23 protein-coding genes are annotated in these 22,476 nt (G+C 40.6%); 9 read left to right on the top strand and 14 right to left on the bottom strand.

The window, feature by feature from the left end; translation table 11 throughout:
• Positions 1–20 precede the first annotated feature (20 nt).
• From ACGHEH_RS00285 to ACGHEH_RS00270, 4 genes are all read left to right on the top strand, one after another.
• Positions 21–1,697 (top strand): alanine/glycine:cation symporter family protein, encoded by a 1,677-nt coding sequence (locus tag ACGHEH_RS00285; protein ID WP_390440723.1) that lies wholly within the window; start codon positions 21–23, stop codon positions 1,695–1,697.
• Positions 1,698–1,795: 98 nt separating this feature from the next.
• Positions 1,796–2,122, top strand: a complete 327-nt coding sequence (locus tag ACGHEH_RS00280) for a hypothetical protein (protein WP_390440721.1) — start codon at positions 1,796–1,798, stop codon at positions 2,120–2,122.
• Position 2,123: 1 nt separating this feature from the next.
• Complete coding sequence (locus tag ACGHEH_RS00275; protein WP_390440719.1) at positions 2,124–2,405, top strand: YeaC family protein; 282 nt, start codon at positions 2,124–2,126, stop codon at positions 2,403–2,405.
• Positions 2,395–5,064, top strand: coding sequence for a DUF349 domain-containing protein (locus ACGHEH_RS00270; RefSeq protein WP_390440717.1), 2,670 nt, complete (start codon positions 2,395–2,397; stop codon positions 5,062–5,064). The genes ACGHEH_RS00275 and ACGHEH_RS00270 overlap by 11 nt, the downstream gene beginning before the upstream one ends.
• Positions 5,065–5,157: 93 nt before the next feature.
• On the opposite strand, the gene ACGHEH_RS00265 is transcribed toward ACGHEH_RS00270, so the two are convergent.
• Entirely contained in the window at positions 5,158–6,054 is an 897-nt protein-coding gene (locus ACGHEH_RS00265) for a TIGR01777 family oxidoreductase (RefSeq protein ID WP_390440715.1), read from the bottom strand.
• Between the two features lie 110 nt (positions 6,055–6,164).
• Between ACGHEH_RS00265 and ACGHEH_RS00260 the strand changes: the two genes are divergently transcribed.
• The gene (locus tag ACGHEH_RS00260; RefSeq protein ID WP_390440713.1) at positions 6,165–7,205 is read left to right on the top strand and encodes an AI-2E family transporter; all 1,041 of its coding nucleotides are present in this window, start codon (positions 6,165–6,167) and stop codon (positions 7,203–7,205) included.
• A 42-nt stretch (positions 7,206–7,247) separates the two neighbouring features.
• Here the strand turns inward: ACGHEH_RS00260 and ACGHEH_RS00255 are convergent, their stop codons facing one another.
• From ACGHEH_RS00255 to ACGHEH_RS00235, 5 genes are all read right to left on the bottom strand, one after another.
• Positions 7,248–7,574, bottom strand: a complete 327-nt coding sequence (locus ACGHEH_RS00255; RefSeq protein WP_390440711.1) for a hypothetical protein — start codon at positions 7,572–7,574, stop codon at positions 7,248–7,250.
• A gap of 76 nt (positions 7,575–7,650) precedes the next feature.
• On the bottom strand, positions 7,651–8,982 hold the full coding sequence (locus tag ACGHEH_RS00250) for an ATP-binding protein (RefSeq protein ID WP_390440709.1): 1,332 nt from the start codon (positions 8,980–8,982) through the stop codon (positions 7,651–7,653).
• On the bottom strand, positions 8,976–9,650 hold the full coding sequence (locus ACGHEH_RS00245; RefSeq protein WP_390440707.1) for a response regulator transcription factor: 675 nt from the start codon (positions 9,648–9,650) through the stop codon (positions 8,976–8,978). The genes ACGHEH_RS00250 and ACGHEH_RS00245 overlap by 7 nt, the downstream gene beginning before the upstream one ends.
• A gap of 1 nt (position 9,651) precedes the next feature.
• The gene (locus ACGHEH_RS00240; protein WP_390440705.1) at positions 9,652–9,900 is read right to left on the bottom strand and encodes a PepSY domain-containing protein; all 249 of its coding nucleotides are present in this window, start codon (positions 9,898–9,900) and stop codon (positions 9,652–9,654) included.
• 76 nt (positions 9,901–9,976) lie between these two features.
• Positions 9,977–10,276 (bottom strand): YciI family protein, encoded by a 300-nt coding sequence (locus ACGHEH_RS00235; protein ID WP_390440703.1) that lies wholly within the window; start codon positions 10,274–10,276, stop codon positions 9,977–9,979.
• Between the two features lie 177 nt (positions 10,277–10,453).
• On the opposite strand from ACGHEH_RS00235, the gene ACGHEH_RS00230 reads away from it, so the two are divergent.
• Positions 10,454–11,878 carry a sodium-dependent transporter gene (locus ACGHEH_RS00230; protein WP_390440701.1) on the top strand — a complete coding sequence of 475 codons (1,425 nt, stop codon included), beginning with the start codon at positions 10,454–10,456 and terminating at the stop codon, positions 11,876–11,878.
• A gap of 264 nt (positions 11,879–12,142) precedes the next feature.
• On the opposite strand, the gene ACGHEH_RS00225 is transcribed toward ACGHEH_RS00230, so the two are convergent.
• Positions 12,143–12,793, bottom strand: a complete 651-nt coding sequence (locus tag ACGHEH_RS00225; RefSeq protein ID WP_390440699.1) for a CPBP family intramembrane glutamic endopeptidase — start codon at positions 12,791–12,793, stop codon at positions 12,143–12,145.
• Between the two features lie 84 nt (positions 12,794–12,877).
• Positions 12,878–13,474: an inner membrane-spanning protein YciB gene (locus ACGHEH_RS00220; RefSeq protein WP_390440697.1), complete on the bottom strand. Its 597-nt coding sequence runs from the start codon at positions 13,472–13,474 to the stop codon at positions 12,878–12,880.
• 127 nt (positions 13,475–13,601) lie between these two features.
• Between ACGHEH_RS00220 and ACGHEH_RS00215 the strand changes: the two genes are divergently transcribed.
• Positions 13,602–13,877 carry an HU family DNA-binding protein gene (locus ACGHEH_RS00215; RefSeq protein ID WP_390440695.1) on the top strand — a complete coding sequence of 92 codons (276 nt, stop codon included), beginning with the start codon at positions 13,602–13,604 and terminating at the stop codon, positions 13,875–13,877.
• Positions 13,878–14,014: 137 nt separating this feature from the next.
• On the opposite strand, the gene trpA is transcribed toward ACGHEH_RS00215, so the two are convergent.
• From trpA to ACGHEH_RS00185, 6 genes are read right to left on the bottom strand one after another with little or no spacing between them, the layout of a single operon-like run.
• The gene (gene trpA, locus ACGHEH_RS00210; RefSeq protein ID WP_390440693.1) at positions 14,015–14,821 is read right to left on the bottom strand and encodes a tryptophan synthase subunit alpha; all 807 of its coding nucleotides are present in this window, start codon (positions 14,819–14,821) and stop codon (positions 14,015–14,017) included.
• Positions 14,821–16,005, bottom strand: coding sequence for a tryptophan synthase subunit beta (gene trpB / locus ACGHEH_RS00205; protein WP_138484564.1), 1,185 nt, complete (start codon positions 16,003–16,005; stop codon positions 14,821–14,823). Before trpB ends, trpA begins: the two co-directional genes overlap by 1 nt.
• A 7-nt stretch (positions 16,006–16,012) precedes the next feature.
• A complete protein-coding gene (trpCF, locus tag ACGHEH_RS00200) occupies positions 16,013–17,380 on the bottom strand; it encodes a bifunctional indole-3-glycerol-phosphate synthase TrpC/phosphoribosylanthranilate isomerase TrpF (RefSeq protein ID WP_390440691.1) in 1,368 nt (455 codons plus the stop codon).
• Entirely contained in the window at positions 17,373–18,377 is a 1,005-nt protein-coding gene (trpD, locus tag ACGHEH_RS00195; RefSeq protein WP_390440689.1) for an anthranilate phosphoribosyltransferase, read from the bottom strand. Before trpD ends, trpCF begins: the two co-directional genes overlap by 8 nt.
• 8 nt (positions 18,378–18,385) lie before the next feature.
• The gene (locus ACGHEH_RS00190; RefSeq protein ID WP_390440687.1) at positions 18,386–18,976 is read right to left on the bottom strand and encodes an aminodeoxychorismate/anthranilate synthase component II; all 591 of its coding nucleotides are present in this window, start codon (positions 18,974–18,976) and stop codon (positions 18,386–18,388) included.
• A complete protein-coding gene (locus ACGHEH_RS00185; RefSeq protein ID WP_390440685.1) occupies positions 18,976–20,547 on the bottom strand; it encodes an anthranilate synthase component 1 in 1,572 nt (523 codons plus the stop codon). Before ACGHEH_RS00185 ends, ACGHEH_RS00190 begins: the two co-directional genes overlap by 1 nt.
• A gap of 439 nt (positions 20,548–20,986) precedes the next feature.
• Here ACGHEH_RS00185 and ACGHEH_RS00180 point away from each other — a divergent pair, with 439 nt between their 5' ends.
• Both ACGHEH_RS00180 and ACGHEH_RS00175 read left to right on the top strand, forming a co-directional pair.
• Positions 20,987–21,838 (top strand): PHP domain-containing protein, encoded by an 852-nt coding sequence (locus ACGHEH_RS00180; protein ID WP_390440682.1) that lies wholly within the window; start codon positions 20,987–20,989, stop codon positions 21,836–21,838.
• Positions 21,838–22,458, top strand: coding sequence for an L-threonylcarbamoyladenylate synthase (locus ACGHEH_RS00175; protein ID WP_058030020.1), 621 nt, complete (start codon positions 21,838–21,840; stop codon positions 22,456–22,458). Before ACGHEH_RS00180 ends, ACGHEH_RS00175 begins: the two co-directional genes overlap by 1 nt.
• The last annotated feature ends 18 nt before the right edge of the window (positions 22,459–22,476 follow it).

Below are 22,476 nucleotides of genomic sequence, written 5' to 3'. Positions count from 1 at the left end.
AACAATAATGAGGATGTTCCATGGATGCATTTGGGCAGTTTCTAGATTCTCTAGATGGCATGTTGGGGGGGGCAGATTGGTTCCCATACGTATTACTTGGTGTGGGTTTATTCTTCACCATTTATCTTAAATTCCCACAGATCAGATATTTCAAACATGCTTGCAAGGTGGTAACCGGCAAGTTTGATAAAAAAAGTCATGAGGGTGATACAACGCACTTCCAAGCGCTTGCGACTGCACTTTCAGGCACCGTAGGTACTGGTAATATCGGTGGTGTGGCACTAGCAATCTCAATTGGTGGTCCAGCAGCGCTATTTTGGATGTGGATGACTGCATTCTTCGGTATGACGACTAAATTTGTAGAGGTGACCCTATCTCACAAGTATCGTGTTAAAACTGATGATGGTACGATGGCTGGTGGTCCAATGTATTACATGGATCGTCGTTTGAATATGAAGTGGTTAGCCGTATTATTTGCTGTTGCCACTGTAATTAGTTCTTTTGGTACAGGTAGCCTGCCGCAAATTAATAATATTGCTCAGGGTATGGAGTCTACCTTTGGTTTTGAGCCTTGGCATACAGGTGGTGTGCTATCTATCTTACTTGCACTTGTTATTTTAGGTGGTATTAAGCGCATTGCCGCAATCACTTCTCGTGTTGTGCCACTGATGGCAGCGGTTTATATCATTGGTGCATTGGCGGTAATCTTCTACAACATTGAAAACATTGCACCTTCATTTGCAGCTGTGTTCACAGACGCATTTTCAGGTTCTGCCGCAGCGGGTGGTTTCTTAGGCGCATCATTCGCTTACGCCTTCAACCGTGGTGTAAACCGTGGTTTATTCTCTAACGAAGCAGGTCAAGGTTCTGCACCAATTGCACACGCATCTGCAAAAGCAGATGAGCCAGTATCTGAAGGTATGGTGTCAATTCTTGAACCTTTCATCGATACCATCATCATCTGTACTTTAACCGGTTTAGTAATCCTTTCTTCAGGTGTGTGGACGGAAAAATTTGAAACACAATTTGAACGTTCGTCAATGGTCATTTTACAAGGTCAGTATTCTGAAGATAACGAACAAGATCGTCTAGCGCTATACAATTACCTAAATGATGAAAAAGACCATGGTGTTGAGCTTTATAATGGTGAACTTCATTCAATTCAGGGTAAAGCGGTAGAAAAAGACTTTACCATTATTCACTCTCGTTCAATTGCTGAAGATGTGCGCTTTGGTTTAACTGAAAAGCATGTTTATACCGGCACTATTGAGATTAAAGATGGTATGCCTGTAGACAAAGACATTATGATCACAGGTAAATCTTTAGTACATTCTGCTGAGCTGACAACTAAAGCTTTTAGCCGAGGTTTCTTTGGTGAAAATGGTAAATATATCGTATCAATTGGCTTGTTATTATTTGCTTTCTCGACAGCAATTGCGTGGTCCTATTATGGCGACCGTGCAATGATTTATCTACTTGGTAGCAAATCAGTGATGCCTTACCGAGTATTTTATGTTGCAGGCTTTTTCTGGGCATCATTTGCAGACACGACTTTAGTTTGGAAACTAGCAGCAGTTGCAATCGTTGTGATGACCTTACCTAACTTATTCGGTATTTTCTTACTTCGTAAAGAAATGAAAGAGTCAGTCACTGAATACTGGGATAAGTTCAATAAAGAGCATCCAAACGAAAAATAAATCGTTTTTGAACGTACCTTAGTAAAAGACTTTTGGTACAAAAACGAGTAAAATGGCGTCTTCGAGACGCCTTTTTTGTATCAGCAGGAGTCATAAATATGGCAATAGTTTCTTGTCCAAGTTGTAACGAGTCTATTTCAAGTAAAAACAAGGTTTGTCCACACTGTGACCTTCAGCTCGGAGAAGTCAGCGAAGAGCAATTAGCTCGAATTGCTGCACGTAAAAGAGTTAAAAAGCAGCAGATGTTTATGAATCACTCTTTCCTTGCATTGATCCTTTTCCTCGGTGGTTTCTTATACCTTTATTCACGCCAACCAGTACCACATTCAATTGAAATGTGGTTAACCAGAGCCGCCATCGCAGTTGGTTGTTTTTGGTACTTAGTTAACAGAATTATTTTAGTGTATTTAAAAAAGAAAAAGTGACATGAACATAGACAGCTTAGTAAATAATTTAACACCCGAATTATTTGAGCGTTTGCAGTATGGGGCCTCAACAGGTAAGTGGCCTGATGGCACTCCTCTGACAGAAGCTCAAAAAGAGCAAACAGTACAACTTGTTATGCTTTATCAGGCGAAAGTAGCCAAGACTAATGAGCAATTCACCATCAACGCAGAAGGTGAAATGGTTCAGAAGTCGAAAAGAGAACTACAAAAAGAATTTAAAAAAGAAAATGAGATAGCTAGGTTCAGTGAAAATGATCTTTAAACACCTATTTACACCAAAATGGAAACACCCAAAAACTGAAGTAAGACTTCAGGCGCTTAATAAGCTAGAGCAAGACAAGGATGCCGATGTTTTAAAGACGATGGCATTAGAAGATAATTCCACTGAAATCAGACAAAAAGCTTTAAATAAATTAAATAGCTTGAGCCTTTGGTGGCAAGCTTATAAACAAGACCAAGCCCTTAAAGACCTGGCTGAACAGCATATTAGTAGTGCAGTATTAAATGGTAAAAGTGAACTTGACGCTACTATTCGCCAAGAATATGTAGATCGATACGCATCGAAACGTGTGCTAGAAAAGCTAGCTTTCTCTGAATCAAGCCTAGAAGTGCGAGTAAAATTATTAAAACGTCTTGCTCAGCCTAAACTGATAGAGCAGAGCTTTAAACAAGACAACGAACAGCTACAGTTGCTGCTTTTACCTTTGGTCGAGCAATACGGCTTACAAAAGCAGTTATTGAAATCAGCGAAGGGCCAAGCGAAATCAGCACTTGAGCAAGCTCTTGAGCAACAAAAACTGGCAAAAGAAAAACCGGCTGAAGTACTTGCACAAGTCAAAATGATTTTAGCTAAGCTTAATGCGCTTAGAGACAAGCACGATTACAAAGAAGTAAACAACCAATTCGGAATTTTAACTGAGCAGTGGGAAGGTCTAGAGCTGTCTTGGTTAGATGAGGAAGCGGTTAAAGAAAATCAACAAAAATACAGTGCAATAGAAACGCGTATTTCTTCACATTTGACTGCTTTACAAACTGAGTTTGAAGCAGCAGAAAAAGCTGAGCAAGCTAAGCGAGAAAAAGAGGCGTTCCTGACAGAAATTGAGTCACACTTGAATCTAGCTGAACAAGCGTTAGTTAATGCACTAGAACAACTAGATGTTTCAAAACAGACGGAGTTAGAGACTCAACTTAGTCAGGTACGTAATGAAATAACATCTAGTGCGTACAGTGCTGAGCTTGTTAAGCATTTAGGCTTACTTGCAGACTTTGAAAGTCAATTAAAGCAATTACCTGAACTGGTTGTTGCAAACCAAGCCGCCCAAACTGCACTTGACGCCCTTGCTAATATCACGCCATCAACAGAGTTGAGTGAGCTTGATGACACTCTAAATTCGCAAAAATCGGCTTACAACAATGCGAAAAGCATTATTGAACAGTTACCTAACACATTAAAAAAACCTGCAAAAGCAAAGCTTAGTGCGTTAAGCAAGCAATTTAAATCAGCCATGGCTGAACAACTTGATGCGCAACAAAATGAGCTTAAACAAGCTAGACGCAAAGCCAAAGATGTCCAACGACTTGTTGAGCAAGGCAGAAGTAAAGTCGCATTTGGTGTGTTCAAAGGGTTCAACGAACACTACGAGCGTTTAACTACAGCAAACCAAGCGCAACTTGAACCGCTTCGAGAGCAAATTTCTGCGCTGTTAGATGATATTCGTGATTGGCAAAACTATGCGTCAGCGCCAAAGCGTGTAGCGCTTTTAGCTGTGTTAGATGAGCATATTGAAAGCTGTGATTTAGCGCCTAAGCAACGTGCTGAATTTGTAAAAAAGTTGCGTGCACAATGGCATGAATTAGGCCGAGTTGATACTGACGAAGAGAAGTTGCAAGCGAAACAGTTTGATGAAAAGCTAGAATTGTTATTTGCACCTTGTCGTGCTTTCTTTGCTGAGCAAGAGCAACAACGTGAAAAAGCAAAACAAGCGCGTGAAACTTTGATTAACCAAATGTCAGAACTTGCCGCAACAGACACATCAGTAGAAGGGTTTAACTGGCGTGAATATGAAAGCCAGTTTAATAAGCTAAATAAACAATGGCGTGCAGCAGGCAGCGTTGATAGTCACGTATACAAATCACTGAATAACTCATTCAAAACGCAAGCTAAACTCATTGGTGATGCGATCCGTGCACAACATGAACACAATGCTCAATTAAAGCAAGGTCTAGTTGATACAGCGGCTGAGCATATTGCTGCTGAGGATTTGGCACAAGCGTGCGACGTATTGAAATCGTTACAAAAGCAGTGGCAAACAATCGGTTTTGCTGGTAACAAGAAAGAAAACCAGTTATGGCAAGCTTTCAGAGAGCATAACGATGCCGTATTTGCGAAACGCAGCGCGGAATTTGAATCTCAAAAAGCAGAAAAAGATGCATTAAACTCAGAGCAGCAGCAACAATTTGATGAAATTAAAGCTCAGTTGCCTGAAAACATTAGCGAAGCTGAAATCAAAAAGTTGATTTCTCAATTATCCGAAATTAACTTTCTGCCAGCAATCAAAAAGCAAGCTCAAAAGTTCATTTCTGAATTACAGCAGCAGTTAGTTGAGCTTGAGCAGCGTGCCAATACCGCTCGATTTGATGCATTAAAGGTGGCGCTTGAAAATGGTGGCTCGATCCCAGCTGAGTTTATTAGCAAAATCGATGTGAATTTGTCTAGCGAGCAGCTGATTTTACGCCTTGAAATCTTATCTGACAAAATGAACGATGAGAGCTCAAGTCCAGAGCGTATGGCAGAACAAGTTGCTATGTTAGATGATAAATTGCAAGGTCAAAATGTAGGTTTTGAACATTATTTATCTGCATACTTATCAAATACGCCTGCTGCTGAATTACAGTCAGAAAGATTGCTTAAACTTCTTTAGAACCAAGTAATTCTTATAATAAAAAACCACGCAATTGTGTGGTTTTTTATTTTTATATACTTTCCAAAATCATGTCTATGGCACAGATTGAGATCAATTTAAAATCTCATTCAGAGCAGTATCGAGTGTATTATACTTGAATTTAAACCCTTGCTGTTCGAGCTTTACAGGGATGACATTTTGCCCAAATATTAATAAGTCAGACATTTCACCAAAGAGCAGTTTCAAAACAAATTCTGGCATAGGAAACAAAGCAGGGCGTTTTAAGGCCTTTGCAAGGATATGAGTAAAATTTGTATTACTTACAGGCTCAGGGGCTGTCAGGTTAAACGCACCATGGGCATTTGGCGCATCAAGTAAGAATACGATGGCGTTGATCATGTCATCGATATGGATCCAGGACATCATTTGATTGCCTGATGCCATTTTGCCACCCAATCCTAGCTTAAAAGCGGGGAGCATTTTGTCCAGAGCACCACCTTGTTTGCTGAGTACAATACCGGTTCGTAGCAGGCAAACTCTCACTTCAGGTGACTGTGCCTGTAGTGCGAGTTCTTCCCATTGTTTACAGAGCTGATGACTAAATTCAGGGTAGGTTGAAGAGCATGACTCAGTGACAATATTCTCTGCAGGTTGACGACCATAAAATCCAATAGCACTTCCAGAAATAAACACTTCAGGAGGTTCATCACTGGCGTTTATTTTAGTGACGATCTGCTCGGTAATACCTATACGGCTTTGAAAAATTCTTTGCTTTTGTTGAGCGCTCCAACGTTTGTCTGCGATGGGCTCTCCAGCAAGATTAATCACTGCATCTAAATCATCAAAATTTAAATCTTCAAGATCACCAATAAATTTGATTGAGTTTGCTAATGTGCTTTTTGCTTTATTTATGTTTCTCGTTAAAGCTATCAGTTCGTGCTTGTCAGCGAGTATTTTACAAAGTGCTGAGCCAATTAAACCCGTTGCACCTGTTATCAGTATTTTCATCCTACAACCTTAGCGCTTACATTTAGTTTTGATACGTTAAAAATCATTGATGGATCAATTAAGTATTGTTGAAGTAGAATAAATGTAAACTTGTTTTCGAAGGAATTTATGTGTCGTCTCTTCAAGGTTTAAGTAAAAGCTTGGTGATTATCGCATCACTGTTTATCGTGCTGGCAGGCCTTAAACTGGCCACGGATATCATTGTGCCTTTTATACTGGCTGCATTTATTGCCATCATCTGCAATCCATTACTAAGATTCTTTGCCCGCTATAAAGTACCTAAAGGCATTGCTATTTTACTCATCATATTGATGATAGTGGCTGTTGGCTCTAGTTTAGCTGGCCTAGTTGGTCAATCTCTGAATGATTTCTCGCAACAATTGCCACAATATAGAGAAGATTTACAGGCCCGTTTTGTTTGGCTGGTTGATACTGCCGCACAATACAATATTTTAATCGACAAACAACAGCTCATTGCTTTGTTTGATCCGGGTAAAATGATTGATATGGCAACCAATATGCTGACTGGCTTTGGTGCGGCCATGGCCAATATTTTCTTAATCATCTTAACTGTGGTGTTTATGTTATTCGAAGCGCCGATGATCAATAAAAAAGTACATTTGGCGCTAGATGACCCTGAAATGCGACAAAAACAAATCGATAAATTTCTAGAATCTATTAACTCTTATTTGGCCATTAAAACTTTGGTGTCTTTAGCTACAGGTTTTTGCGCTGCGTTGTTACTTTGGATATTAGATGTTGACTACTTTGTTTTATGGGGCGTTGTCGCGTTCTTATTAAATTATATTCCAAATATCGGCTCTATTATTGCAGCAGTGCCTGCGGTTTTAATTGCACTTATTACTCAAGGTCCTCTTGTCAGTGGCTTTGTTGCACTTGGTTATGTGGCGATAAACACGGTTATGGGGAACGTTATAGAGCCTAGATATATGGGTAAAGGACTTGGCTTATCTACTTTAGTTGTGTTCCTTTCTTTAATCTTCTGGGGCTGGCTGTTTGGCACTGTGGGGATGTTGTTATCAGTACCATTAACCATGGTGGTGAAAATTGCCTTAGAAAATAGCGAAGAAGGTCTGTGGCTAGCGACTATGCTCGGTAGTGGTGAAGAAACAGAATCAAAGCTAGGCTAATTAATAAAAAAGGCGCTGAAAGAGCGCCGTTTTTATTGCAGATTAATAACTTAGTTTCAAGTCTTCAATATGGTGTGTATATAAACGTATCTTGCATTCTTTATATGCAATAGCAGCTTTGGTTGAGTTAGGCATTTTATGAAGGTAGCGCCATCTACAGCTGTCTTCAATGTAGTTGTCTTGATGTTTTAAACTACGTCTTATAATTGGTAACAGCTGAGTATTACCGGTGTCTTGCTCAAGTTCTTCCATATCCATCACCAGCTTTTTAATCCAGATAGTTCTTTCCCTGTCTAGTGTCTCAATATTGCTATCAAGGCACTTTATAAACTGTCTAGCCTCAGCAGGAGAGTTACTTTGTATTGGCATACACTCTCTAAGCTCATAGGCGTGTGTTGAAAGTGATATTAGTGGTAATTTTGCACAAAAAAGTAATCTAAAAAATTTAGTCATATTTAAACTCAACAATAAACAACGCACCGCCTAATGAAGCAGAGCCTATCTCTATGTTTCCTTGATAATCATTCACCAAATCTGCCACAATTGCGAGTCCAACGCCATGACCCGATTCATAAGTGTCTAAGCGGGTGCCGCGTTGTAACAGTTTTTTACGAGCTCTGACTTCAATGCCTGGTCCATCATCACAAATTTCAATTTTCAGGGTCTTTTCATCACTTGTGACGTTAACATGGACAGTGCTTACACAGGCTTTACAGGCATTGTCGATAAGGTTGCCCAGTATCTCCATTAAATCTGTTTTATCGCCTAAAAACTTAGTTTTATCAGTACAATTCGATTGAAAATCAATTGCTTTCTCATGATATACCTTTTTCATCGCATTTAAAATCGATTCAAGTACAGGTGCAACAGAGGTGGTTTTCTTCCAAGTATCCGTACCACCAGTCGCAGCACGCTTTAACTGATGTTCGATCATGCTGTTGATCCTATCGAGCTGCTCTTGCGCATCATTATCATCAGCCATAGGGCTAGATTTTAAGATAGCTAAAGGCGTTTTCAGCGCATGTGCTAAGTCGCTTAATGACGCTCTATATCGTTCTTTTTGTCGGCGTTGAGACTCAAGAAGTAAATTTAGATCTTCTGTAATAGCTTGGAGCTCAACAGGGTAAGTATGTGACAAACGTTCTTTTTTACCAGACTCAATCGCTTTAATCTCTTTGTCTAAACGTTGCAGAGGACGCATATTCCAGATAAAACCTAAACTCATTAACAGTGTCATGATGGCACCAAGAATTAACATCCAACTCATTAATGTGTCTGTAAACTCGGACAATATATCTTCTAAAGCATTATCATCTCGCAGCAGGATAAACACAGCCTGTTGAGATTGTTCGGCATTACCCAGAATTACAGTGAGGCTGAGTTGCCAGTATGCATTTCCTTGGTAGTGCACTTGTTTGAATTCAGATGCGCCAGTCTCAGAGTCTATTGAATCAGGGTTAAATTCAAGTGAGACAGCAGACTCAGAATACCAAACTAAATCATTGTTTTGGTAGATAAGCGCGAAAGTATCTGAGTCAATGCGATTTAATTCGGGTGCCAATATGGTATTGGGCATTTTTACCGATTCATCAATAAACTCGACTTCTGAAATGAGTGAATATAAGTGCGCTTCTAAGTTTTTTTCGGTGGCATCGACAAGTGACGCATAATAGGCGCTGCTTACAGAGTAAAACAATACCGGAAGGGCGATTATAAGCACAAAGACAAGGACGAAGCCTTGTCTTATTTTTAATGGGACCTGTGTAGAATTTACCACTGACTCTTAAACCTATAGCCTCTGCCTCTTAAAGTCTCGACTGGGTTAAGTACGCCTTCAGGATCGAGTTTTTTACGTAGCCTAAGCACAAACACTTCAATTACATTTGAATCTAAATCGAAGTCCTGATCATAAATATGCTCAGTAAGTTCAGATTTAGAAATCACCTTTTGCGGGTTTATCATTAAGTATTCAAGCACTTTGTATTCGTAGGCGGTGAGCGTTAATTCTTTTTCATTGACCCAAACCTGTTGTGAGCGGGTGTGAATTTTAACAGGGCCAATATTAATTTCAGGATTCGCTTGTCCTGCACTCCGGCGAATAAGCGCATTACAGCGAGCAACAAGCTCCTCAACATGGAATGGCTTTGTTAAGTAGTCATCAGCACCAGCATCTAGGCCTTCTACTTTATCCTGCCAACGTTCGCGGGCAGTTAGAATCAAAATAGGGATCGTCACCCCCGCTTTTCTGGCACGCTTAATTAGTTCGATACCGTCTAATTTAGGTAGACCTAGATCAACTACCGCTAAATCAAGCGGGTATTCTTGTAAGTGAAATAAACCAGACTCACCATCATGGCATAAATCGATACTGTATTTTTCTTTTTCTAGTGCTGAGCGCAAATTCTCAGCCAGTTGAATATCATCTTCGATCACTAAAATTCGCATACTAATCCTTCTTCACTTTGCCTGTTTTTTTGTCTACTTTGAGGTCAACAATGCGTCCGTCCTTTTGCAATATCCTCACGACAAAATAGGTGTTTTCTTCTGATACTTTTAACGTTTTTCCTGCATACTCTGCTAGGGCCAGCGTAATAGCTTGTTTTTTGTCGATATTGGTTTTGTTATCGGCAATGACTGCCGCTGACGTCAGTGACAAGCTTAAGCCAACAACAAAACCAAATAGTGTTAGACGCATTTTGAGCTCCAGTTACAGGGCTGCTTAACAATTGTATTCAGAATATAAGTTAACGAATTAACCAAAGCTGAACTTGTTAAGGCAAAACTTTTTTATATGGTTTAACAACGCTGTGAGCATAAACGCCAGCAGCAATATATGGATCTTCATTAGCCCATTGCTGAGCAGCTTCAAGAGACTCAAACTCAGCAATGACAAGAGAGCCGGTAAAGCCAGCTGAACCTGGGTCTTCACTATCAATGGCAGGAAGAGGACCTGCTGCGAATAAACGGTTTTGTTCTTTTAAAGCCATGAGCCTTTCTAAATGAGCAGGGCGAGTTGCTAAACGTTTTTCTAAAGAGTTCTCAATATCAGTAGAGTAGATCATATACAACATAAAATTCACTTTATTCAAGTCTGTATGAAATTGTATGCAATGGTAAGCTTTCTATACGCCCTTTGTAAATGGCAATACTATGAGACGCAGTGTTTCACGTTAAAAACTTGATAACAGTATCCTATGACGGTAGAGTCGGGCGGAAGAAAAAAACAATAACAACAGGATGACGTTTTAATGAGTGCGAACAGAGAGCATTTTAGTTCAAAACTAGGCTTTATTTTAGCTGCTGCAGGCTCTGCAGTAGGAATAGGTAACTTAGTTGGTTTTCCCGTCTCTGCAACAAAAAATGGTGGTGGAGCCTTTCTTTTAGTTTATGCATTATTTGTGGCTTTTATCTGCTTGCCTGTAATGATGGCTGAAATGGCAATGGGTCGAAAAGCGGAGAAAGACCCATACGGTGCATATAAATCTTTATCTGGTAATGACAAAAAGTGGTCTTTTGCCGGCGGCCTTGCGGTACTAACCCCTTTTATGATTGCTGTATTTTATATGGTAATTACAGTTTGGATATTTGGTTATCTAGCGCAAACTGCATTAGGTAACTTGGATATGCTGGCTAATCCAGATCATTTTGGTCAGTTCATTAATCAAAATACGGTTTTTGGTTACATGATTGTTGTGGCGATCATAGTTAACCTTATTTTAGTAGGCGGAGTTAAAGAAGGCATTGAAAAAGCAGCTAAGTTTCTAATGCCCGCACTATTTGTACTACTAATTGGTCTAGTCGCATATGTACTCACGCTAGATAACGCCATGGCTGGTGTTGAGTATTACATTGTTCCAGACTTTTCTAAGATGGATGCCAGTGTTCTAAATGGGGCTTTGTCTCAAGCCTTTTTCTCATTATCTCTAGGAATGGGTATTTTAATGACCTATGCGTCTTATATCTCTAAAAAAGACGACATTGTAGGTGGTGCAAAAATGGTCGCAATCACTGACTCGTTAGTGGCATTTATTGCAGGTCTTATGGTTCTGCCTGCTATTTTCAGTTTTAATCCAGCGACGAATCCTGAGGAATTATCTGATTCATCGGTTTCAATGATTTTTGTTTATCTGCCTAAAATTCTTTTAGCATTGCAAACTGATATTGGTTATACCGGTGCGTCGATCGTGGCTTTTGTCTTCTTCTTATTGGTATTTTTTGCGGCAATTACTTCTCTTGTATCGATTGTCGAAGTACCAACAGCAGCATTAATTGAAGAAAAAGGGGTAAGTCGTAAAGTTGCACTATTAATTTTAGCGGGCGCCACAGGTTTACTGGCTGTGTTGTGTACGATGTCATTTGGTATGGTTGATTGGCTAACTCAGTTTGTTAGTTATGGTGGCGCGGACAAGAGTATGTTCGATATCGTTTACGACGTCTTCTACGACACAATTCTACCGCTGAATGGTTTAATGGTTTGTTTATTTGTTACTTATCGCTGGAAGAAAGCCAAACTTTCGGAAGAACTGTCTCAAGGTTGTGACAGCTACTCAGGTAGTTTTATGGAAAAATATGTCAATTTCTCACTGTCGACTTTCATACCTGTGATCTTGCTACTTATTTTTGTGAATACCGTAGCAACCAAATTCTTTGCTGTGAGCCTATTTGGTTTCTAAATCTCATCAAAAATTGATAACTTAAAGGCCGATTATTCGGCCTTTTTTATACAACCCCTCTTAATTAAGTGATCTATTTTGAGACAAGGAAAACTTGTCGATAGCGCCGCTAACGGTTCCTGCTCACGCTGAGGTACCTACTTCCATGTAGGCAAGGCGAAAATTTTGCTATTTAGTTGTTCTAAATAAGAAATTTTTAACGAAGCTATCGTCAGTTTTAATCCCTCAAAATGATTAATTATTATTGAGGGTTGGTATTAATTTTTATCCCGTGGTTATTCGCATCCCAGAATCTAAATAGCTGCCAACCCCAATAGTAAACATCCATAAACCCCACAAGCTATGCTCTAATACACATACCATCAATGAGCGACTGTGCGCATAGGTGTAAGAAAATAACAACCCGCCAGCAAATGAAAGCGCAATTGCAATCCAGTTATCGTATACACAATGGGCGAGGGCAAAACTGAGCGCACTTAAAAAGATACGCACATTTTTACTTGGCAGAATATGTTTATAACGATGGAAGAAATAGCTTCTAAAAATAAGCTCCTGAGGCAAAACAGAAAGCAGTGGATATGCAATCAATAAGATTAGCCATTGAGTGGTTTCATTCTTTGGCATATCAAACCATAGCGTTTGATTAGCCAAGCCAAATAACATGGCACTGAACAATGCGCCAATGAAGAAGCCAGTAAAAAGTCGATGTTTGACTTGTGAAAATTGACCCAAAGAAGTTAAACGAAAGCGCTTAAAGTGCGGATCGGTGAGCAATAGAAAGGTGCAAACAATCATAAGGATGAGTAAAGCAGGGAACAGCCAACTGGACAGGTAATCTTTAAATAAATAAGTAACTAACGGTAAGCAGAAAAATACGCCACAGAGCTCAAACCATCGATATTGCGAAGCAGTCAAAGGCAACTCCATACTTAAACATAACTAAAAAAGTATAGTTTGCCCTTAGACTAAAAAAGCGACAATTTTATTAAATTTACGGGGTTATTTTTTGTTTTCTTGTTCTTGAAAGCCATCGGGTAAGTATTCAAAAATACGAAAAATTGTCAGCAATACAGCTATAAATGTGGCGATTGCGAGACCGAAGACTTTGAAATTAACCCAAAAGTCGAGTGAGAAGTTATAGGCAACATAAAGGTTTAAAATTGCAATACTGATTAAAAATACAAACCAAATCGTATTGAGCTTTTCATACACAGATTTTGGTACCTCCACCTTAAACTCTTTTTCACCTTGTTTCTCGGCTGCTGTCTTTAGCATACTAAGTAATGCTGTTTTTACGAGGTTCTTATTAAATATGAATCGAGAGATGACCAAGGCAGCCGCGAGCAAGCCATAAATAGCCGTCGTTTTCCACATAATGTACTGTTCATCTTGGAATATGATTGTCATACCGCCTAGGAATAAAGCAATCACACAGAAGACCCAAGTTTTGGTAGATATTTTATCCTGAGTGAAGTACTGATACGCAATTTGCAGTAATGATATACCGACCAATACCGCAGTTGCCCAGAATATATCGACCACTTTGTAGACTAAGAAAAATAGGATAAGGGGTAAGTATTCAAATAATGCAGTCATAGATACCTCTCTTAAATTACGTCCTACAACAAAGTATTAACAATATTCTGGTAAGACTGCAAGTTGACATTCACAAAAAATATTTTTAGGCTCTGCCACCCTCTAGCAGTAATAAACCAGTATATATATGAACAAGTCAGAATTAGTATCGGCCATGGCGGCACATAGCGAGTTAACGAAAAAGGATTCTCAGGCAGCTTTGAATAGTATTTTGGCGGTCATAAAGAAACGCTTATCTGAGGGCGATCAGGTGCCTATCTCTGGTTTTGGTACGTTTGCATTGAGTTATCATCCAGCAAAAATGGGCAGAAATCCGCAAACGGGTGAAGAGATCATGATTGAAGGGGCAAACAAGGTACAATTTAAAGTTGCTAAGGCGCTTAAAGACACCTTAGCAAACTAAGCATCAAAGCTTCGTCAAACTACTTAGAATTGCAGCTAGAAGGCAAGTGAGTTAATCCCAATGAACATAGATTTTCTATGGGAGCTGGGTTAACGAGCGTGGCCAACACCGCTGCAGCTTCAAGTAGGAGGGAGAAACTATTTTTGGGTTGCAGCTTTCATCGTCGCAACAAAGCTTTGTAACGAGTCTAGCATAGCGCTTGGCTCGTTCAGGTTTTGCTCGATAATTTTAACTACAGCAGAGCCTGAGATTGCACCTGCAGCACCAGATTTTAGTGCCGCTTTTACATCGTCAGGCGTTGAAATACCAAAGCCTAACAGTGCAGGCGCTGCATGATATTCTTTTAATTTAGAAATCATAGAGTCAGCTGGCATTTGCGCTTTTGTTTCTGTGCCAGTTACCCCAGCGCGTGAAAGCAGGTAGGTATAACCGCGGCAGTAGCTTGCACAAGTACGAACAGTATCATCATCTGCGTTTGGTGTTGCAATGAAGATAGGTTCAATGTCTGCAGCTTTCGCAGCGTTTCTAAACATTTTAGACTCATGAAGCGGCACATCAGCTACTAAAATTGAATCTACACCCACGTCTTTAGCTTCACGATAAAAAGCATCGATACCACGTGCAAAAATAAGGTTTGAATACAGTAATAGGCCAATCGGAATATCTTGATTGTATTCACGAACTTGCTTAATGATATCAAAGCAGTCTTGGGTATTAATATTTTGCTCTAGGGCGCGAATGTTCGCAGCTTGAATCACTGGGCCATCCGCAATCGGATCTGAAAATGGAATACCTAGCTCTAACGCGTCAGCACCGCCGTCAATCAAGCTTTTAATGATCTCAAAACTCAGTTCTTTGTTTGGATCGCCAATTGTCACGAAGGGAACAAACGCACCTTGATTTGTCTCTGCAAGGGCTGCAAAAGATTGTGCATAACGGCTCATTATAGCGCTCCTTGTTCTGCTAATACTTGGTGAACGTGTGCTAAGTCTTTATCACCGCGGCCACTTAAGTTCACCACTAAAATAGTCTCTTCAGTTTGCTCTTCGGCATATTTTAATGCGTATGCAAGGGCGTGACTTGATTCAAGCGCAGGAATAATACCTTCATGCTTAGCAAGTGCTTGGAATGCATCAAGTGCTTCTTTATCAGAAATACCCACATACTGAGCGCGACCTGTTTCATGCAAAAATGCATGCTGAGGGCCAACAGCAGGGTAATCAAGGCCTGCAGATACAGAGTAAGATTCTTCAATTTGGCCATCATTGTTTTGCATAATATACGTGTAAGCACCGTGTAAAATACCCTTAGTACCTTTACACAAAGCAGCGCCGTGCTCTTCTGTATCAAGACCTTTGCCAGCAGGTTCAACTCCAATGAGTTTCACACTTTCATCACCGATAAAGTCACTGAACATACCAATGGCGTTTGAACCACCACCAACACAGGCAATCACAGCGTCAGGTAAGCGGCCTTCAGTGTCTAACACTTGTTGTTTTGCTTCTTCACCGATCATTTTTTGGAATTCACGTACGATGGTCGGGAATGGGTGTGGACCAGCAGCCGTACCTAAAAGGTAGTGGGCTGTTTTATAGTTTGCAGACCAGTCACGCATGGCTTCGTTTACAGCATCTTTTAACGTGCCAGAGCCAGCAGTTACTGGGATCACTTCGGCACCCATTAAACGCATTCTGAATACATTTGGCTGTTGACGCTCAACGTCTTTTGCACCCATGTAAACACGGCATTTCAAGCCAAGTAGGGCACAGGCAAGGGCTGTTGCCACACCATGTTGACCTGCACCTGTTTCTGCGATTACTTCTTTTTTACCCATGCGCTTAGTAAGCAATGCTTGGCCAAGTACTTGGTTGGTTTTATGTGCCCCACCGTGGAGTAAATCTTCACGCTTTAAATACAGTTTTACTTTTGGGTTTGTAACTAAATTACGTGTAAGCGTTAGTGGCGTTGGACGGCCCGCGTACTCGTTTAATAATTTTGTAAATTCAGCCTGAAATTCAGGATCTTTTTGGGATTTATTAAATTCACCTTCAAGCTGCTTTAGTGCAGGGACGAGTAGTTCGGGTACAAACATGCCACCGAAATCGCCAAAGTATGCTGCGTTATTCATTTCCACCTCAATAACCTCTTATGTTTTTAAAAGCATCTGCAATTTTTTGCGAACACTTTTTACCAGGGCTAAGTTCAACCCCTGAATTCAAATCTAGTCCTTGTGCGCCTGTATAAGCTGCATCAAGTACATTTTCTGCGTTTAAACCGCCAGCTAACATAAAGCTGTTTGCGCTCTTTTCAGCAAGTAATGACCAATCAAATACTTCACCTGTGCCACCAAATCCTGCAGAGGTTTTAGTATCGTACAAATGTTTATCTACTCCTGAAATTGGTTCAGGTAGCACATCAGTCACACCTTGTGCTTTCCATATTTGGCAAGTTACAGGTAACTTTGCACGCAACGCTTGAATATAAGTTTTATCTTCATTGCCGTGTAACTGCACGGCTGCAAGTTTTAATGTTTGCGCAATTTCACTGACTTGTTCTAAATCTTCGTTTACGAATACACCAACATACTTTAAAGGTGCGCTATCAATAACAGCTTTAGCACAGTCAATGTCAACGTAGCGGGGCGATTTAGGGGCGAAGATAAGGCCGCCGTAAATTGCCCCTGCGTTAAAAGCCGCTTGGGCGTCCTGAGAACGTGTTAAACCACAAACTTTATTTTCACCCAGAATAAGACGACGGCAAGCAACTTCTAAGTCTTGCTCAGCCATAATAGAGCTGCCCACTAAGAAACCATTACAAAGTGGTGCTAGCCGCTTCACATCTTGATGGGTGTAAATACCTGATTCAGAGATCACCACTTTGCCATCAGGAATTAGCTTTCTGAGCTTCTCGGTTGTCACTAAATCAGTGCTCAAATCACGTAAGTTGCGGTTATTAATACCGATAATTTCAGCATTCAGATCAAGTGCGCGGTGTACTTCTTCTTCATTGCTGACTTCGGTTAAGATTGACATATTCAGTGATTTTGCCACATTGGCAAGGTGTGTATATTGCGCATCATCAAGTACTGACAGCATAAGCAAAATGGCGTTACCACCATGTAAGCGCGCTAGATAAACCTGATACTCGTCGATAAAGAAATCTTTACAAATTAGTGGTTGATCAACTTTTTTGCTGACATACGTAAGGTAATCAAAACTACCCTGAAAATATTTTTCATCGGTTAACACACTGATGCACGTGGCATATTTGCCATATACGCCAGTAATTTCATCAAGATTAAAATTATCTCTAATCAGGCCCTTTGAAGGAGATGCCTTCTTACACTCTAAAATAAACTGTGTGCCTGATGCTGTCAGTGCCGCTTGAAAATCTCTGTCACTTGGCACAAGGTCGTTAATAAAAGCGTCTAGTGGCTTTTGTTGTTTTCTTAGAGCGACTTCTTGCTGCTTATCTGCAACGATTTTTTCTAATACGTTAGCCATTGCTTACCTCAACGATTTCTTTCAGTTTGTCTGCGGCTTGTCCAGACTTTAAAACTGCTAATACTTGCTGCGTGGCGGCTTTAAAATCAGCGGCCAAATTATGCATTACCAATAATGCAGCGACATTTACCGCAATAGCGGCGTTGTGCGCATCAGGTGCTGTGCCATTTAAAATCTCAATACTGGCTCTGGCATTGTATTCTGGCGTATCCCCAGCGATTTGGTCTAATGAATAATGTTCAACGCCAAAGTCGTCAACGGTTAAGGTGTATTCTTTAATTTCACCATCAACCAACTCAGCCACATGGGTTGTGCCATGTAGGGCAATTTCATCTGTGCCTTCACCGTGCACTATCATTGCTCGCTCAGTACCGAGTGTCTTTAAAGTCTCGGCCATCGGACGGCATAAACTTTTATCATATACACCCAGCAACTGTATTTGTGGGGCTGCTGGGTTAGTCAGTGGACCTAAAATATTAAAAATTGTACGAGTTTTTAACGTGGTACGTACTGGCATCGCGTGTTTCACACCTAAGTGATAAAGCGGCGCGAATAAGAAGGTGAAGCCGGTTTCTTTTAAACATACACTGGCTTGCTCAGGTGTCATTTCGATATTAATGCCCAGTGTTCTAAGTAAATCCGCAGAACCTGATTTGCTTGATACACTGCGATTGCCGTGTTTCACTAAATTGATACCACATGCCGCAGCCACAATTGCTGCTGTTGTGCTGACATTGATGGTATTTGAACCATCGCCACCTGTGCCACAGCTATCAGCACAAACAAGATTATGTGCGTTAAACTTTGTGGCATGATCGCGCATTGCTTTTGCTGCGCCAGCAATCTCTTGTGCCGTTTCTTTTTTAATTTTTAATGCAATCAGTGCGGCGGTGAGTTCAATTTCAGACACTTCACCCTGCATGACTAGATCGAAGAAGCTATTTGTTTGCTCGAATGTTAAGTCTTGTTGTTCAAGTAATAGATTTAAACTGTCCATGTTGGCTCCTATTGTGTTAAGTGGTCGATACTTTGTTTTAATAACTGAGCACCGTCTGGGGTAAGAATAGACTCAGGGTGAAATTGATAGCCGATCACCTTATCTTCAGGATGATAAATGGCCATCGGAATAGTGTCGTATTTGGCAATCACTTTTAAGCTCTCAGGAATATGAGTCGCCATTAAAGAGTGGTAACGCGCAACCGGGAAGCGTTTGCCAATACCTGCAAATACAGGGTGGTCGTCAGCTTCAATAATTGAAGACTTACCATGAACTGTTTCACCTGCATGACCAACAGTTCCGCCATAGCTTTGTGTTAAAGCTTGTTGGCCTAAACAAATTCCCAGCATAGGGAATTGGCCTTTAGCGAGTTCAATTAGCTCTAATAAGCAGCCTGCTTGAGCTGGGTTACCTGGGCCTGGCGATAACACTAAAATTACCGGTACAGTTTCTTGCTGCATCTTAGCGAAGATCTTTTCAGCGGAGATATTGTTACGGTAAACCACTAAATCTAGGCCTAGTAGCGTCAGTTCATCAACAAGGTTGTAGCTGAATGAATCAAAGTTATCTAAAAAATATACTTTTGTGTTACTAGACATTAGCAGGCTCCTTGATACGTAGATTGCACGGCTTTTATGACGGCTTGTGCTTTAGCACGCGTTTCATCTGCTTCTGATTGTGGATCTGAGTCATATACAACGCCAGCACCTGCTTGCACGTATGCGGTACCATTTTTTACGAATGCAGAGCGGATAACGATACAAGAGTCCATTGCGCCATCGCCCGTTAAATAGCCAACTGCACCACCATAGCTACCACGACGTTGTTTTTCAGTATGTCGTACTAACTCTGCTGCTTTTACTTTAGGTGCACCTACTAATGTGCCCATGTTCATACAAGCTTGATAGGCATGCAGTGCGTCTAAATCTGGTTTTAATTGACCCACAACGCGTGATACTAAATGCATGACCTGTGAATAGCGGTCTACTTTTAGCAGCTCTTTTGCATGGCGTGTGCCTGCAACGCTAATTCGCGCTACGTCATTACGTGCTAAATCTACCAGCATTAGGTGCTCAGCACGCTCTTTTTGATCGTTGCGAAGCTCAAGTTCAATGCGGCTATCTAGATCTGGATTAATACTGCCATCTGCAAACTTACCGCGAGGGCGTGTGCCTGCAATAGGGTAAACTTCAACTTGATTGCTGTTGACGCAATATTTCAATGCCGATTCAGGTGAGGCACCAAACAAAACAAAAGACTCATCTCGCATATAAAACATATACGGACTTGGATTTTGCTTTTTAAGTTGCTGGTAAGCTGCTAGTGGCTGAGCACAAGGTAAAGAGAATGTACGAGAAGGCACAACTTGGAAAATATCACCATCGATAATGTTTTGCCTTAAAGTTTTGACTTGATGACAGTAAGTTTCATCGTCAATGTTTACTGTTACTTCAGACAGGCCTTCATTTGGCGCTGCTAAATACGGCGTTAAATTATCACAACGCGTATTCAGCTCTTCTAGCTGTTTACCAACTTCAAAACAGTTTGCATGAACTTCTGGTCCGTTGAAAACATTACCAATTAACTCAGTTGTTTGGGCTTGGTGATCGATTAATACCAGGGTTTCTGCTAAGTAAAACACATAGTCAGGACAGTCATTATCACCGTCTGGGACGTCAGGCAGTGTTTCAAAGTTGGCTACCATGTCGTAAGCAAATACACCGCCTAAGAATAATGCAAAAGGAGTATCTGAGTTACGTTTGATTTTATTTATACAAGTACGTAGGGCACTGAATGAATTATCTGCTTTAAGTTTACTATATTCATCCAGTTCAGCTTCGAACGGTGCGTATTCAAGTGTTAATACATCATCTTCAACAACCGCTGTACAGTTTTCAACTTGTTCGGCCAAGTAACTTAACACTTGCTGACCGTTGTTAGACAGTGCTTTGGCAATAACGGTTTTGCCTCTGCACTCAATGCGAAGTGCTGCATCAACTAAAATAATACTTTTAACATTATCTTTTGAGTCAATTTCTGCAGACTCCAGTAATAATGAATTTGTTTTATCAAGTGCCGCATACAATGACAATGGGCTGCTAATGTAATCGCGCCGTTGTCTCATACTCGTCACTTCCCCTGGTGTTGTCGTAATATGACTAAAAATCAAAACCTCATTCCCCATAATAAAAAACCCCCGCCAGTGTTAACTTGCGGGGGTTGTGTAACAGATACAACAATGCCGTCCCGCTAGTTCAGGCGCCACCACCAAGAATGTGTGTTGATATTGTTGTTAATCATGTTTGTATTCCAAAAAATTTAGATATAAAAAAACCCGCATTTGTGTGCGGGTTTAGAGTTCGTATAGATACGACAAAGCGCCCGCAATGTTACGAGTGCCACCACCAGATTTTATTTTTAGTTAATGTTTTCATATCAGGTATATGTCGAATCAATTTATACACAGTAAACCTTATCGGAACGAGCGAGTCAAGCTTAAAAGTTGCAAAAACATTAAAAATATAAAGTATACAAAATTTAATGGGGTGTATTAGTGATATAATCCGACCCGTTGACACGAACACAAATAATAATGAAGAGAAATAAACTTGATAAAATATGATTTACACAGTCATAGCACCTTTTCTGATGGTCGTTTAAGCGTAGGCGCATTACTTGAGCGAGCAACAGAAAAGGGCGTTGATGTTTTAGCCCTTACTGATCATGATACCGTTGCGGGTATTGAACCTGCAAAGCAATTTATAGCTGACCGAGATTTAAATTTAGAGTTAGTGGCTGGTGTTGAGATTTCGACAAAATGGGAAAGCTTTGAAATCCATATTGTCGGCCTTTCTATAGATACTGAAAATACTCATCTTCTTAATTTATTGACTGAGCAGCAAAACAAACGTGAAGCTCGTGCTCAAGAGATTGGTCGACGCTTAGCGAAAAAAGGCTATGAAGATATTTATGAACAGGCCAAAGCATTGGCAAAAGATGCTGAAATCACCCGAGCGCACTTTGCGCAAGCTTTGGTCGAACGTGGTGTGGCTAAGAATATCCAAGGTGTGTTTAAAAAGTTTTTAGCCAGAGGAAAAACGGGCTATGTACCAAGCAATTGGTGTGATATGGCAACTGCCATTGCGGCGATTCAGGCTGCTGGTGGCGTTTCCGTGCTAGCACATCCTGGTCGATATCAAATGTCTAATAAATGGCTTCGTAAATTACTCAGCGAATTTAAACTTGCTGGTGGGCAGGCGATGGAAGTCGCTTTACCACAGCAAGCACCGAGCGAAAGACAGTTTTTAGGGCAATTAAGCCAAGAGTTTGATCTACTCGCGAGTCAAGGTTCAGATTTTCATTATCCTATGCCTTGGTCAGATCTCGGAAAAAACCTATACTTACCAAAAGATTGTCAAGCTGTTTGGCAGTTTTGGCAAGACGCACAGGAGTGTCACTAATGAGCCAATTTTTTCATATTCACCCAGAAAACCCGCAGGCACGCTTAATTAAACAAGCGGTTGAAATTATTCACAAGGGTGGGGTGATAGTCTACCCAACCGACTCAGGCTATGCACTTGGTTGCAGTATTGGTAATAAACAAGCGAAAGAGCGAATTGAACGTATTCGCGGTATTGAAAAACACCATAATTTTACACTTGTTTGCCGAGATTTATCAGAGCTGGCAACGTATGCTCGTGTTGATAATCAAATTTTTCGTTTAATAAAAAACAATACGCCAGGGCCATATACCTTTATTTTCAAAGGCACAAAAGAAGTACCTAAGCGTTTACTAAACGAAAAGAAAAAAACTATTGGTATGCGTGTAACCGATAATCCAATTGCCGCCGCGTTACTTGAAGAGCTCAATGAACCGCTTATGTCATGTTCATTGATTTTACCTGGTGAGCAATTTACCGAGTCAGACCCTGATGACATTCGTATGAGCCTAGAAAAACAGGTCGATCTTATTATTCATGGTGGTTATTTAATTGAACAAGCGACTACTGTGATCGACTTTTCTGACGATGATATTGTCATTCTTCGCGAAGGATGCGGTGACGTTACGCCGTTTCAATAGCTAACAAAATAGACATTA

Source organism: Pseudoalteromonas sp. MTN2-4 (genome assembly GCF_042848605.1).
Lineage (GTDB): Bacteria > Pseudomonadota > Gammaproteobacteria > Enterobacterales > Alteromonadaceae > Pseudoalteromonas.
This window is presented reverse-complemented; position numbering and strand designations above follow the sequence as displayed.

Excerpts from the sequence above, each read along its gene's own strand:
- ACGHEH_RS00245 (WP_390440707.1), bottom strand. The coding sequence starts at position 9,650 with ATGCGAATTTTAGTGATCGAAGATGATATTCAACTGGCTGAGAATTTG.
- ACGHEH_RS00190 (WP_390440687.1), bottom strand. The coding sequence starts at position 18,976 with ATGTCTAGTAACACAAAAGTATATTTTTTAGATAACTTTGATTCATTC.
- ACGHEH_RS00235 (WP_390440703.1), bottom strand. The coding sequence starts at position 10,276 with ATGTTGTATATGATCTACTCTACTGATATTGAGAACTCTTTAGAAAAA.
- trpD (WP_390440689.1), bottom strand. The coding sequence starts at position 18,377 with ATGGACAGTTTAAATCTATTACTTGAACAACAAGACTTAACATTCGAG.
- ACGHEH_RS00275 (WP_390440719.1), top strand. The coding sequence starts at position 2,124 with ATGAACATAGACAGCTTAGTAAATAATTTAACACCCGAATTATTTGAG.
- ACGHEH_RS00270 (WP_390440717.1), top strand. The coding sequence starts at position 2,395 with ATGATCTTTAAACACCTATTTACACCAAAATGGAAACACCCAAAAACT.
- ACGHEH_RS00265 (WP_390440715.1), bottom strand. The coding sequence starts at position 6,054 with ATGAAAATACTGATAACAGGTGCAACGGGTTTAATTGGCTCAGCACTT.
- ACGHEH_RS00285 (WP_390440723.1), top strand. The coding sequence starts at position 21 with ATGGATGCATTTGGGCAGTTTCTAGATTCTCTAGATGGCATGTTGGGG.
- ACGHEH_RS00255 (WP_390440711.1), bottom strand. The coding sequence starts at position 7,574 with ATGCCAATACAAAGTAACTCTCCTGCTGAGGCTAGACAGTTTATAAAG.
- trpA (WP_390440693.1), bottom strand. The coding sequence starts at position 14,821 with ATGAGCCGTTATGCACAATCTTTTGCAGCCCTTGCAGAGACAAATCAA.
- ACGHEH_RS00230 (WP_390440701.1), top strand. The coding sequence starts at position 10,454 with ATGAGTGCGAACAGAGAGCATTTTAGTTCAAAACTAGGCTTTATTTTA.
- ACGHEH_RS00215 (WP_390440695.1), top strand. The coding sequence starts at position 13,602 with ATGAACAAGTCAGAATTAGTATCGGCCATGGCGGCACATAGCGAGTTA.
- ACGHEH_RS00175 (WP_058030020.1), top strand. The coding sequence starts at position 21,838 with ATGAGCCAATTTTTTCATATTCACCCAGAAAACCCGCAGGCACGCTTA.
- ACGHEH_RS00240 (WP_390440705.1), bottom strand. The coding sequence starts at position 9,900 with ATGCGTCTAACACTATTTGGTTTTGTTGTTGGCTTAAGCTTGTCACTG.
- ACGHEH_RS00220 (WP_390440697.1), bottom strand. The coding sequence starts at position 13,474 with ATGACTGCATTATTTGAATACTTACCCCTTATCCTATTTTTCTTAGTC.
- trpB (WP_138484564.1), bottom strand. The coding sequence starts at position 16,005 with ATGAATAACGCAGCATACTTTGGCGATTTCGGTGGCATGTTTGTACCC.
- trpCF (WP_390440691.1), bottom strand. The coding sequence starts at position 17,380 with ATGGCTAACGTATTAGAAAAAATCGTTGCAGATAAGCAGCAAGAAGTC.
- ACGHEH_RS00280 (WP_390440721.1), top strand. The coding sequence starts at position 1,796 with ATGGCAATAGTTTCTTGTCCAAGTTGTAACGAGTCTATTTCAAGTAAA.